The organism is Acidobacteriota bacterium, assembly GCA_016208495.1.
Taxonomy (GTDB): domain Bacteria; phylum Acidobacteriota; class Blastocatellia; order Chloracidobacteriales; family Chloracidobacteriaceae; genus JACQXX01.
On the sequence record JACQXX010000141.1, the window covers coordinates 1 to 13,058 of the forward strand.

Below are 13,058 nucleotides of genomic sequence, written 5' to 3' on the forward strand. Positions count from 1 at the left end.
GGTGTATTACAATTTTGCCCGTCCTCATTTGAGTCTGCGTCTTCCTCTGCCTGACTCTGAGCGTCGCTCCTCGGGTGTGATTCATCCCAAATGGAAACCCCGGACCCCAGGGATCGCCGCTGGGTTAACCGACCATGTCTGCACCTTTCGCGAGCTTTTAACCGCCAAATTTGAGCCGATTCAGAATCACAGTATTAGCCGATGAGCACCCAAATTCCCGATTGGCTTCAAAATCCATCGCCAGCTTCCCCTGGGTCGGAGCAATCAACGAATACAGCGTTTTAGCTTCTTTGCGGGTTCCAGGTAACCGGGTCAGGGTGAACCCAGTTGAGGACGATGTAGGGCTGGTGTTCTCAAGTGCTTTCAGGGCAGTGAGATTGCGCGTGGCAACCTGAGTGGACTCGGGTTGGCCGGGTGCGGGCGATGGATTGACGGTTGAAACAACGCGCACATCTTCTTTGGAAAAGACTGGATCCGCCAGAATCGCGAGCTTTTTCGGCGCCGGTTGACGAGTTGCGGTCTCCTGCCTCAGAACCGCCAGGGTCGAAGCCGAGGGCAACGTTATAATTTCATTGTGTTCAATCAAATACGACCATTTCGGGTTCGTCGGCTGGGGTTCAGTCGCTTGAGGAACCGGCAATGCGGCAAATGGAATCAAGTGCAGGGCACCATCCGGCACAATCACGACTCGCTTTGTCCCAAGCTGGCTTCTCACCGGCCCCAGAATCATTTGACTCAAGACCAGCATGGGGTTCATTTCAGGCTCAGTGTTTTGAGTTTGTGCGGCGTTGTCAGTTGGCGACTTTACTGCAGATAGATTTCGCACAGATGGTTCTTTCACCGAAACAGATTCATATGCCTTTCGAGCCAGGTCATTGATGACTTCCTGTTTTGGAAGCTCGTAGACCTCAATTTCAGCCGGTGATACAACCCATACATAACTCACCTTTTCTCCCAGATGATATTCCAAAAGGATGGTATCCGGTGCCAGGACTTGAGCCTGGATTTGTTTGAGCGACAATGGTTGAGGTTCGGTGAGCGCACTGTAGCGCGGGCTGGCTTGTCGAATCTGATTTCGCACCTGCTGGTATTCTTCCCTGTACTGAGCGATTTCTTTTTCAGCCGCCTGCAGACCTTCGGCACTGGTTTTTCGAGTTTTAAGCGACAACAGACGATTGGATTTATCCTGTAGCAACTGCTTCAAATTCCGCTCTTGTTCAAGCAACTTCGGATCAACCCCCTGACGAATATCAATCCGGCTTTCATTGATCAGATCAAGCAACCCACGGGCATGGGCTCGTTCGCTGATCTCAAAAGCTGTCGCCAGAAAGTGGGCGGCTGGTTGCTGCTGGTGGGAGCGAATTAACAAATCAAGGTAGATATCATAATACTTTCGAATGGTGGCAAAATATGAAGTTCGAAACTGGTCACTTGTTACGTTTGACCGAATTTTTTCAACCAGTTGCAGAGCATGTTCGATGTGTTGAAGCGCAACGCCCAGGTTGCCCCGATCACGTTCGACAGTAGTCAGCAAACCAAATACCTGGGCCAGTGTCGCAGGTTCATTTAACACCTGACGGAGTTCAAGTGCTTTCTGGAACATCACCAGCTTCTCCTCGGAGTTTTCGGTGAGTTTTCCTTTTTGAACATAGTAATTGGCCAGTGTAGATCGATCTCCAGTTTGAGTGGAAATGGTAAATCCCTGTTCAAGAATTTCCAGTGCTCTGGCCTGATTTCCACCCTGGATGTGCGCTGTTGCCAGATCAAGCATGATTCTGGCCTGTTGCACCTGATTTTTGGTCTCTTGAGCCAAAACCTGAGCCTGTCCCAAAAAATCCAGAGCTTTGGATGTCTGATTGGTCTCCAGAAAAACCCTTCCTAAATTGAAGAGGGCCAGGGCCTGAGTGAGCTGGTCTTTTTCGGAACTTGATATTTCAAGTGCTTTTTCAAAATGTTCAATTGCCCGGGCAGAATCCCCTAACGTTAAGTAAATCTTACCAATATTGTTGTGGGTGATCCCGATTGGGCGTTTATTAATGAGCGTTTTTTGGAATGGTATAGCCTCAAAGTAATATTCAAGTGCTTTTTGTTCTTCTCCCAGGTCATCATACACCCGGCCCATATTATTTAAGGTGGCAGCAATTCCAGCATTAAACTCCAGTTTCTTTGCCAGAGGGAGCGATTTTTGATAACACTCAAGGGCCTTTTGCTTTTCACCAAATCGGTTATAAGCCACCCCAATCGCCAGGTAAGTCATGGTAACGCCCACCTGATTTCCCAATTTTTCATTGATTTTCAACGATTGCAAATACAGGTCTAATCCTTTTTGGTCTTCATTGTTTGATAATGCTGCTTGACCCATTTTTTCCAGTATTAAGGCCTGGCTGAGTTCATCGTTGAGCGCCAGGTAAATCTTGAGTGCCTGGGCGTAGGCTTCCTGTGCGTTTTGGATTTGGGTGGCGAGCAACCAGATGTGCCCCATCAGTGCATAGGTACTTCCCTGATCTTCAATTTGATTCAGTGTCTGGTAGGTACGCAGAACGGTCTTGAGTTGAGCAATGGCCTGTTCTAAGGCTTCTGGGGTCTGGGTATTGTACAAACTTTGGGCTTTGTAATAATCATCGTCAGCAGCAAGCAGCAGGCGATCATTTTCCGTCGGTTGACGGATCACCGTTTCGATCACGTAATCACCAGCAGAAGCTGGGGTATACCCTTTGACCTGTACCCGATACAAGCCATCATCCTTAAGAAGCAGACGCACATTTTCCTTGCCTCTCCCCATGACACCGTTCTGGGAGATCAGCTTTTTCCCATCCGGAGCAAAAACCTCAACCACAAGGTTCACCCCTTTTTCTGTCACCCATGCCGCCATGAAGTGTTCAGCTTTGCCCTGAATTGTGTAGCGATGCAATTCCTCAGGCTTGAAGCTTCGCTCAACCGGCGTTCCGGGTTGGAGTTCCTGGATTGGCGCCAGAGCGGGTGGCGGTTCCTGGATGGAAATTGCCGACGCTGCAGTGACTGACTTTACGGGTTGAAATCCAAGACCGGTCAATACCATCAGTAAGCAAACAAGAGCAAAGCGACGACCTCGACTGGCGTTCATTGGGCACACTCCTGATATTGATGAAGGGAAAATGAAGAATTGAGATGAGTATTGGGGTCACCAACCCTCGACTCAGGGTTGGGTGTGAAGAGCAGATGTCGTGATCGGAGGGACTATCGCATTCTGACTTTTAGGAAGCAACTGAATCTGGTTCAGGCTTTTGGTTCCTGATCGTGGTACACGCCCTGGATTGGCAGCAGATGGTATCCAAAATATATCGCTAATGTAAGTGGAGCGAATCAAAGATGGTAGCGCAAAATCAAAGCCCGTCACCTTCATTGAGAAGGTGACGGGTTTTTGGCTGTGAATAATTGTTTTTTTGGTCAGGCAGGTGGATGTTCAAGCCGGGCAAGCCGCTGGGCGTGATCAATGGTCAGCATGGTCAAAACCGCAAACTTGTCTTTGAGTTCTGATTGCCACTGTTCCTGCATCTTCGCAAAGTGGGAAAGTTGATCTTCAACTGATGAAACCCGCTCGGTCAGGGTATTTAAACTTCGTGTAACGGTACTCAGGGTTTGGGTAATCGAAACAAGCTGATCCTGGGTTTTTTCCTGTTTTTCAGTAACCCGGCCAACCATCTCCTTCAGGACTTCAATATCCACACTGAACTTCGCCTGCTGGGTCAGTATGAATTCCATTGTGTGTTCCATTTCCTCAAATGTCATTGCATCACCTCAGATTCTACCATTTTGGAATGAAACGGTCGTATCAGAAAACAGTCAAGCTATTCATTCAAATAAACTTAGTGAACTACTGACTACTGACTACTGACTACAAACTGGTATTATTTTGTCTCTGACGTGGCAGGTGCCACCTTTTCGCTTTTGCCAGCTCTGGTTTTCTTATTTCGAACCAGTCGGGTGGTGACTCGCGGCTCCATGGCCTGCATTGCAACCAGGACATTTTGGGTGGCGGCAATGGCACCACGTGGAACGCGCAGGTGATACCGCCCCGGAGGCGTGATGTCTCGGAGCAACTCTGGATTGAGGCTGCGTAGCGTGTCGAGCGGAATCCCCGCCGTGTCAGACAACAACCGCAGGTCAATCGAAGCCGTCAACGGCATGCTTTCATAGGAAATCGGGGCTTCGGGCTTGATGTTGCCCAGACCGTAGTTTTCCGGATGTTTGGCAATCAGAATGATCGACAGAATGATCGGGACGTAGTTGCGGGTTTCCTGCGGAAGCAGCCCTTGTCGGTGGAGCGACCAGAAATCTTTGTTCTTGCTGCGGGCCAGGGCGCGGTCAACGTTTCCTTCGCCACAATTATAGGCCCCCATCGCCAGCAACCAGTCACCGTACCGGTTATAGAGCCAGCGCAAATAGCGGGCGGCAGCACGAGTAGGCTGCTCGATTCCGCCGCGTTCGTCCATATAGCTGTTTTGCACCAGCCCAAAGCGTGAACCGGTTGATGGAATAAATTGCCAGATCCCATAAGCCGCCGCGGTCGAAAGCGCGTTGTTGCGCCAGCCAGATTCAGCCTGGGCCAGCCAGATCAGATCAAGCGGGACTTTTTCTTCGGCAAAAATCCGACGCGCCAGGTGGAAATACTTCCCTGCGCGCCGAAGTCCCGACACCATCGTGGGGCGGCCTTTCTGACCGGTGAAGAACCGCACAAACGACCGGACTTCCGGGGTGTCTGACACGGCGTCGAAATCCAGGTCACCCAAAATCTGATCGCTTCCGCCCTGAGTCTCGTCAATTTCAACCTGAGCCAGCAAATCGAGCGGCGACGGAGCAAATGTTTGCTGCCCCCAACCGACTTCGGTGTCCTGCATCTGGATATCATATTGCCGGATGCGCTCAATTAACTGCACATAGTAGGCATACAGCACCGGATGCGAATGCACCCCAACGCCGGATTCAAACAGATAGTCAACCGAGAGATTGAAATATTCGCGGGCTGTCTGGAACCGACCTTCGTCAAATGCCTGAGTACCAAGAAAGAAATAGTTTTCAGCCCGCTGGGTCATTTGGGTCACCCACGGCGGAGTCTGGCCATTGCCGGCTGCTGGAAGTGCCGGAACATAGCTGCTGCTGTTGGATTGAGGAAGCTGGTCGGCGGGTGCTTGCTGTGCACTGGCCACCATGGGAAACAGGCTATTGGCCACAATCAGGCAAATGAGAATGAAAATAGATTGCGTGTGGCGTGAAGAGGAACGGGGTTCCTCAAAAAGTCTCGAAAAGTGCATGTTGGCTTATCTCAGAAATGAATGGATTTGGCAGTGAGGTTATGGTTTTTGGTAACGCCCGAGCGTACGAAAAGTTTCCACTGCGGCAAATATTGAGTAATGCAAATCAAGGACCAGGGTTCAGGGTTCAGGGTTCAGGGTTCAGGGTTCAGGGTTCAGGGTTCAGGGTTCAGGGTTCAGGGTTCGAAAGTATTGATTCCGAAGTACCAGGCACCAGTCACCTGGCACCAAAGGCGAAACGATACTGCATGTTGGCTTCAATTGCCAAACTCGATCAGGACTTTTGTTCCGTTGTTGCAGGGCCGGATGGTGTTGCCTGAACGCAGAAGTGACGGGATTCCGACGGGATCCAACGATTTGCGCAACTTTTTGACCACCTTGCAGCTCTAACCAGATAGTCCGAACTCATTCCCCTGAAATTTCAACCATTGTGAGGACCATTTGAATATGTCAGTTCCTGCTGTACGTCGCTTTACGTTCGCGTTCTGGCTTGTTTTTTGGGGACTACTGGCTGGCTCAGGACAGGCTCTCGGAGCGCAATCCGGGCCAATTCCGCCGATTCAATCCGGATATGGTGCCAACGGCCCCTACTCCATCAAAGTTGAAACTCTCCCCAGCCCCCAATTTTCCGGCCAAAACGTCACTGTTTACTTCCCAACCGAAACAACTACCCCTTTACCCGTCGTGTTTTTCGCCCACGGGTTTGGAGCGATCAATCCCCGGACCTACGAACCGTTCATCAAACACATCGCCAGCCGTGGCTACATTGTCGTCTATGCCCCCTATCCGGTTACCAGCCCAACCATTCAGGAACGCTATCAGGTGTTGCTGGCCGGATTTGTGGAAGCAGCCAGTACCTATCGCTCCCGTATGGATTTAAGCCGGGTTGGTTTTGTCGGGCATTCGTTTGGCGCAGGTGCGACGCCAGCCATTGCCTACCAGGGAATCACCCAGCAGGGTTGGGGATCCGCCGGCGTGTTTCTGTTTATGCTGGCACCCTGGTATTCCTATGACATCACGCCTGAACAACTGAGCAATTTCCCGCCTCAAGCCAAACTGATTGTTCAGGTCTATGATGACGACACCGTCTGTGACCACCGTATGGCCAAAGATATTTTCACCCACATTTCGATTCCTGACAGTGAAAAAGACTATGTTGTGTTATTCAGCGACAGGTCCGAAGCGCTGGATTATCAACTCAAAGCCGATCATGTGACCCCAACGGCAACCAACCCCGGTCGTTCAGGAGACCGATCCAACGCGCTTGATTTCTATGGCGTCTGGCGGTTGTTTGATGCCCTGGCCGAATACACGTTTCAGGGTACCTCCGATGCCAAAATTGTGGCACTGGGAAATGGAAATGTTGATCAATCGAATATGGGCACCTGGCCGGCGCCTGAAAATCGTCCGGTCAAGCCGCTTCTGGCAACAGATTCGCCAGTTATCACCCATCCGGAAAGTGATTTTGCTTATGGATTCAGCAATGTGCTCAATCCCCGGCGCGGATTCGGAGACGTCAATACCACATCACCGGTCGTTTCAAATGTCACTTTATCAAATACAAAGATTATCAGACGAAGAGACTCAACTGTGACTATCACCTGGACTTCAACTGACGATCAGCAGGTGATTTCCCACGATCTCAGCTTTGCCAGCAATGGCACTGACTTTTCCACTGGGATTGTTTCGGGTCTTTCTGGCACGACTCAGGCATTTACCTGGAGCCTCCCCACCGATATTGAACCAACCAAAACCGGTGTGGTCAAAGTCATCGCCCAAGACGCAGCGGGAAACTCCGGTCAGGCACTGTCGGGGAAAATAAAAATCAGATAAGTTATATCAGTTTGTAGTCAGTAGTCAGTAGTCAGTAGTTCACTAAGTTTATTCGATTGAATCACTTGACTATTCTCTTATACTGGAATTTCATTGCAAGTTGGTATTCAATGAAGGAATGCCCAAACACACAATTTTACTCTGTTGCGGAAAGGTCGGCTTTCGCCCGAATGGGCGCCGGAAAGTAGCCGGCGTGGAAGCCTGCGTTGAGGCGCGCCTGCCGGAATACAATTGATTGTTCCTTGTTCAAAGCCGTGGTGAAATGCGCTCCACGGCCTCTTTTGATGTCATGACCGGAATGACTTCAAAATCAACCAGATCGCTCCAGTTCCCGATCCATTCGTCAAGCAATGCCCGGTCTTCGGTTTCCATCACCTGATAACAACAGTGGAAGTGCTCGTCTACCCAGCTTGAGACGTAGTTGAGCCCTTCCGGTGCGAGTCGCCCGTTCTCTCTGAAACGGCGATACACCAGCAGGGCGTCCTGGTTTTTGAAGCGTTCGATCACCATGTACAGCATAGAAAATACAGATTCCTCAGCGAGAGTAAGCAAGCTGCCTGAATTTACCTGGCTGGCTCTGAAATCAGCGAAGGAGATGCCAGCCAGGCGTCTAATTTCTGACGCAACACCGGAAAGGTTTTCATTCCCCAAATCGTGTCTTTGGATTCATTGTCGGAAAACATCATCAGGGTTGGGATTTTTGCAAGTTCGAACCGACCGACACAGTCACGATTTTTATCAACATTGATCTTGACGATTTTGACCCGCCCGGCGAATTCGGCGTCCAATTGTTCGAGAACGGGGATCAACGCCCGGCAGGGACTGCAACACGGAGCATAAAAATCAACGAGCACTGGTTGATCTGATTCAAAAACTTCGGATTCAAAACTTTGGGTAGAAATCTCTTTGACTGGCATACATGAAAACTCCTGCGATACTGAGGTTCAAATTGCTCCCTGGACGGTCAGGTGATCCGAAAGCTTTTTCTTCGGAATGTAAATCTGTCTGAATGACTATTTCCCAGGCAAATGTGATGCCAACCCCTTGAGATTTGTTCCCTCCCGGTCCGAATGGATCCGGGAAACCTTCAATCTTGACTTGCCTGCCTTGATCCTGATCTGGAGAACTACAGCTAAACCTTTGAACAACCTGGACTTCCCTGGCATTACCCAACCTGATTCCCAAAGCCTGAACTGTGAATCAACCGCATCATACTCCAAGCCGATTTTGTTTCACAACTGCTTCTTTGGCGGAATGAATCTCGCCGAATGTAATTTAAAACATACAATTAAATTACTTTTTAACCTTCTATTCAAAGAGGCCCCTAAGGGATTGTAAAAAATCAACTTCCCGTTTTTGTTTGGGGGCAGGTATTTGAATTGAGCATCCGAACGGCACTACTTCACGGTGCAAAACCAAAACCTGGACGTAACAGGACGCCCGTGCTCCCAGGAGCTTATTTTTTAACGCCCTCTAAGTTGTTGATAAAAATGTATTTCCCTCAGCCTTCAGCCCCTTACCTTTAGCCCCAAATGCAATGGCGGCAAAAACGTCAGAATTGAAAAACCTGGATTTCCCCAAATCCCAGGCCCTAAATGGACGCTTTGTCGAAATAGTGCAACTTCCGAGTGTATTTTTTGTGAGCGGCTGCGGCTACCTGACGCACCTCTTCCACCGGGTCACTGGTCGCCAATCGGAGGAGTTCATCCAAAACCTGTGGATCTTCTGAATAATAGCCAACCGTTTCAGCCGCTTTTGAGCGAACAAATACATCTTCATCAGAAAGTAATTTTGGCAATGCCCAGGCAAGCTGTTGTTCGGTAAACCAATTCACCCCCATCATCGCTGCAATCTTCCGTACCCAAGGATACTCAGCCTGTAGCAAAATCAAGTAGGCTGCCACTTTATATTCCACTCCTGGCTGACTCAATTCCCTGGCTGCTCTAATTCGCATACCTGAAGTTTCTGGCAACATTCCTACCAACACATTCGCCGCAGCTTCAATTCCCACCCGTTGACTCAATCCCTCTAGTGCCGCATCCTCCGACTTCCGCCGTAGCATACCTAGCACCGGTGTAAACCTGGAGGTTGGTTTTTGTTTGGTATTATCAGACAAGTTTCCAAAGGCTTGCCTGATCGCTTCCTGGTATGGCATTACCTCCGGTCGTTCTTGCTGATTCATCGAATCCAACCAGTTATTGAGTTTTTTTGAATGCTCATCCTTCAGTTTTTTCACATAAGCCAGCCCGCGTGCCCGTAATCTCAAATTGATGTAAGTCAATGATTCTGGGAGATTTTCAAGCGCAGCATAAAGCATCTCCGGCTTTGAAACCAAACCCAATGTCATCGGAAGGACTTCGAGCTTGTCAGTAAACTCCGGGTTGAAAAAGGCGCGGCAAAAGAGTTTTTCAAAGTTGGGATGGATGGCTAGCGCAACAGCGGCCAGATATTCCTGAATCGTTAAGTGTGAAAAAGCAAAGACATTCGGGCCGACTTCGCGAAGCAATGGCGTGGCCTGTGCATCTTCTGCCAGATGATACGGGTCAACCTCTGAGTGAAATTTTCTGGCTAGCTTCACCAGTTCGTCGCCGGTAAATACCAGCCGTTTTGAAAGCCCGTCTGTTTCCTGTTCAAAAAATCGCTCAAAGGCCACAAATTGGAGAAATTCACGTTTGAGTGCGCCCTTTGGGTCATCCAGATGGAACCGTTTCACTCCTTTTTCAGCATCAAGCACGGTCACAAAATCAAAAACAATCCGGCGATAGAGTTCCAGTTTGCTGCTGATGACCAGTTCCTGGTTGGTAAACAGATTGGCAATCACCGCGAGCATAAACGGTGACCGGGCCAGGTCCCGCATATCGCGATGCCGCACAAATTCCTGGTTCAACTTCTTGGCGACAGCTTCACCCTGGTAATGTTCCAGAAAGGCAACAATTTGCTGGTCATTGAGCGGCGCGATTTCCATTGCTTCCAAATGAGCCAGCGGCTGAAACGTGAACGGGCGCGAAGACACAATCACGACGTTTTTTGAACTTTGCACCTGGGCATATCCTTCGATCAATTGCCGCAACGGATCAAAAAACGGACGGCCTCCGATTTCATCCAGCCCATCAAGGCACAGCACCACGTTTCCTTGTTTCCACGATTCCAGAAAAGCGCTATGAAGTGCAGTGTGTTCAGCAGCAGTCAGTCCGAGATGTGACTGAATCAAGGGTACAATTCCATAGTTAAAAGCAAATTCGGCCAAACCGTCACCGGTCGGTTCACCAGCTTTGTCAGGCAGAGCTTTGAGTTCGATAAATACCGGCCACCGCTGGTCTTCCTGAGCAGCTTTGTTGGCCAGATACCGGAGCAGCGTGCTTTTGCCGCTCCCTGGTGCTCCGGCGACAAACACTCGTTTGCCGGCAGTCAACAATTCGTCAGGTTTGACGGTACGCCGGGTTTTGACTCTGGTTTTTGACGATTTGGCGTCCTCTTCTTCACCTTCGTCTTGATTCTTAACACGGCGAAACCAGTCACGCCGCTCACGAAGGGCAAGATCCATCAGACCTTCCCACTCCGCCCGAACACAGGGAGACTCGTATTCCTCAAAAATCGTCAATTCGACAAAGACTTTTTCAAGCGGATGGGTATTTCGGTCTCCAAACAGCCGAACTTTGCCAATCGTGTCAGCCAGCAAGGCGCGGTATTGCCCAAACAGATCTTTTGCCGGAGATGAACCACCCGCAGAAGGCTCAGGCGTTGACGGCGTGCCTGATGCCGGAATGAAAGGCTTTGGGAAACGTTCGTTCAAATCCCAGGTGAATGGCCCTGGTTGCGGGCGATTAAAACGCGGGTCAAGTGTCCAGGCCGTAATTGTCGGTTCATACCGCCGCAAGTAGGCTCGTCCTTTTCCAGTTTGAAAATCCAACTCGACCAGATTGTAGCCGTTGTACCACTGGCTTCCGCCGTAAGCCGAACCAGCGGCAATTTCTGAACATCGTTGCGGTCCGCCAACACCACGCAAATTGAAATGTGTTTCGTGCAAATGCCCGCTCAGGTGGAAGTCACACCGGGTTTCAATTTGTTGCTGGCACAGCCGTTCGTCCCATTCCGGCAGCCACGAGAGCGGGTGATGGGTCAGGGCGAGGATAAAATCACGACTCCAACTGCCGTGCTGTTCAATCACATTCAGTGCCTGCTGGATTTGTTCGTAGCCCAGCAGCAACTTGCCTTTGTCTTCTCCGTCACGTCCAAGCCAGGCCGTGTTGAGCCCAACGACCCACAATTTTTCAAATGGAAGTGCGCCCTTTGGAAACTCAACCGGGCAGGTGTAGGCACAGGGTACAATCTCCGGTGTGCAATGTGGGAAATGTGCCGTGACAAACTCAACATAGGCTGTGTGTTTGAGCAACAACCGTTCGCGGTCATCCTGAAAATCGTCCCAGGTTAAAAACTCGGTCACGAATTTCTGGGCGTTCTCACCAGCGGGAGGCGCAATCAGTTCTTCCTGGAATTTTTTGAGGGCAATGCTTTTGATTTGGGAACGGTCTACGTCGTGGTTGCCGGGAATGAGGAAAATGCGGGAAGGCTCAACGTCAGCGGCTTCCTGGAGCTTCTCCAAAAACGGAAGCGCGTAGCGCTGGTACTGGTCGAGCTTGCCGCTCCAGGCAATGTCTCCAGTGATGAAAATCAGATCAGGAGCAAGCTGGTCCCGTTCGCGAAGCTGGCGAACATCATCAATCAGACGATTGAGGACGGCGTTTCGTCCAGTTCCCTGTGTCTCTCCGAAGTGAATATCGGACAGATGTAACCACGACAACGTGCCGTCTTTACGGAGTTTTGGGACGGTGACCATTGACTTGTCTCCAGACACTGCAGGTTAATTCGGAAAAACATCGGAATGTTACGGCAGTATAGAAGAAAACCCGAAGACAAGAAACGTTAAAGCCATTCTTTTCTCCGTTGCGGAAAGGTCGGGTTTCGCCCGGATGGGCGGTGGAGAGTAGCCGGAGGGCAGCCGGCTTTGCGGCGCACCCTCCGGTTATCAGTCAGCCTCCGCTTCGCGCCCGGATGGGCGCTGGACCAGAAGCGCCACATCTCCGTTCTCTCTTAAAACGAAACCCTCTTTTTCCAGCGCCCATCCGGGCGCGAATTTATCCCAACTTGCATTCCGGTGGGCGCGCCTCGAAGCAGGCTTCCACACCGGCTACTTTCCACCGCCCATCCGGGCGAAAACCGATTTCCATCGCTATCGGGGTGAAAACCGACCGTCCCACATCAGAAAGAAGACAAGCTAAAGCTTGAACTCTGTACTTTTTAAATGGTTATTCTTCGCCAAACCTTCGCATCAACCGGCGCACGAGTGGTGCGGGTAACCCGACAATATTCAGGTAATTGCCTTCAATCCGATCAATAAACGGAGCGATGAGCCCTTGAATCGCGTAGGCACCGGCCTTGTCGAAAGGCTCTCCGCTGGCGATGTACCACGAAATCCAGTCTTCGGTGAGTTCATCAAACCAGACTCGGGTGAGTTCGACATCTGATTCAGTCTGGTTGAGACCCGTGTGATGCACCGCCACGCCGGTCAGCACCTGGTGTTCGTGCCCGCTTAACAGACGCAGCATTCGTCGGGCGTCTTCGGCGTCTTCCGGCTTGGCCAAAATTTCATCATCCGCCACAACCGTTGTGTCGGCGCCAATGACCAGTGCGGGTTCATCACATTGAATCGCCTGGGCTTTGGTTCGCGCCAGCCGAAGCACATATTCCGCCGGGGTTTCTCCGGCAATGACTGATTCATCTACATCAGCCGCACGAATTTCAAAATCAAGCCGCGCCTTCCGAAGAATCTCGGACCGACGCGGCGAACCTGAAGCAAGAATGGTCTTTAAAGCCATAAGTCAGTAGTCAGTAGTCAGTAGTCAGTAGTCAGTAGTCAGTAGTCAGTAGTCAGTA

8 protein-coding genes are annotated in these 13,058 nt (G+C 50.5%); 1 reads left to right on the forward strand and 7 read right to left on the reverse strand.

The window, feature by feature from the left end; genetic code table 11:
- Positions 1 to 157: 157 nt before the first annotated feature.
- The 3 genes from HY774_27155 to HY774_27165 form a co-directional block, all read right to left on the reverse strand.
- Positions 158 to 3,103, reverse strand: a complete 2,946-nt coding sequence (locus HY774_27155) for a tetratricopeptide repeat protein (GenBank protein MBI4752182.1) — start codon at positions 3,101 to 3,103, stop codon at positions 158 to 160.
- Positions 3,104 to 3,426: 323 nt separating this feature from the next.
- Positions 3,427 to 3,741 (reverse strand): hypothetical protein, encoded by a 315-nt coding sequence (locus tag HY774_27160; protein ID MBI4752183.1) that lies wholly within the window; start codon positions 3,739 to 3,741, stop codon positions 3,427 to 3,429.
- 146 nt (positions 3,742 to 3,887) lie between these two features.
- Positions 3,888 to 5,291 carry a lytic transglycosylase domain-containing protein gene (locus tag HY774_27165; protein MBI4752184.1) on the reverse strand — a complete coding sequence of 468 codons (1,404 nt, stop codon included), beginning with the start codon at positions 5,289 to 5,291 and terminating at the stop codon, positions 3,888 to 3,890.
- Positions 5,292 to 5,738: 447 nt separating this feature from the next.
- Between HY774_27165 and HY774_27170 the strand changes: the two genes are divergently transcribed.
- The gene (locus tag HY774_27170) at positions 5,739 to 7,124 is read left to right on the forward strand and encodes a hypothetical protein (protein ID MBI4752185.1); all 1,386 of its coding nucleotides are present in this window, start codon (positions 5,739 to 5,741) and stop codon (positions 7,122 to 7,124) included.
- Positions 7,125 to 7,370: 246 nt separating this feature from the next.
- Here the strand turns inward: HY774_27170 and HY774_27175 are convergent, their stop codons facing one another.
- From HY774_27175 to maf, 4 genes are all read right to left on the reverse strand, one after another.
- A complete protein-coding gene (locus HY774_27175) occupies positions 7,371 to 7,643 on the reverse strand; it encodes a DUF3303 family protein (protein MBI4752186.1) in 273 nt (90 codons plus the stop codon).
- 44 nt (positions 7,644 to 7,687) lie between these two features.
- Entirely contained in the window at positions 7,688 to 8,041 is a 354-nt protein-coding gene (locus HY774_27180; protein ID MBI4752187.1) for a redoxin domain-containing protein, read from the reverse strand.
- 674 nt (positions 8,042 to 8,715) lie between these two features.
- The gene (locus HY774_27185; GenBank protein MBI4752188.1) at positions 8,716 to 11,961 is read right to left on the reverse strand and encodes a metallophosphoesterase; all 3,246 of its coding nucleotides are present in this window, start codon (positions 11,959 to 11,961) and stop codon (positions 8,716 to 8,718) included.
- Positions 11,962 to 12,430: 469 nt separating this feature from the next.
- Positions 12,431 to 13,000, reverse strand: coding sequence for a septum formation inhibitor Maf (maf, locus tag HY774_27190; protein ID MBI4752189.1), 570 nt, complete (start codon positions 12,998 to 13,000; stop codon positions 12,431 to 12,433).
- Positions 13,001 to 13,058 lie beyond the last annotated feature (58 nt).

Coding starts and splice junctions, on each gene's coding strand:
- HY774_27155 (MBI4752182.1), bottom strand. CDS start 3,103: ATGAACGCCAGTCGAGGTCGTCGCTTTGCTCTTGTTTGCTTACTGATG.
- HY774_27160 (MBI4752183.1), bottom strand. CDS start 3,741: ATGGAATTCATACTGACCCAGCAGGCGAAGTTCAGTGTGGATATTGAA.
- HY774_27165 (MBI4752184.1), bottom strand. CDS start 5,291: ATGCACTTTTCGAGACTTTTTGAGGAACCCCGTTCCTCTTCACGCCAC.
- HY774_27170 (MBI4752185.1), top strand. CDS start 5,739: ATGTCAGTTCCTGCTGTACGTCGCTTTACGTTCGCGTTCTGGCTTGTT.
- HY774_27175 (MBI4752186.1), bottom strand. CDS start 7,643: ATGCTGTACATGGTGATCGAACGCTTCAAAAACCAGGACGCCCTGCTG.
- HY774_27180 (MBI4752187.1), bottom strand. CDS start 8,041: ATGCCAGTCAAAGAGATTTCTACCCAAAGTTTTGAATCCGAAGTTTTT.
- HY774_27185 (MBI4752188.1), bottom strand. CDS start 11,961: ATGGTCACCGTCCCAAAACTCCGTAAAGACGGCACGTTGTCGTGGTTA.
- maf (MBI4752189.1), bottom strand. CDS start 13,000: ATGGCTTTAAAGACCATTCTTGCTTCAGGTTCGCCGCGTCGGTCCGAG.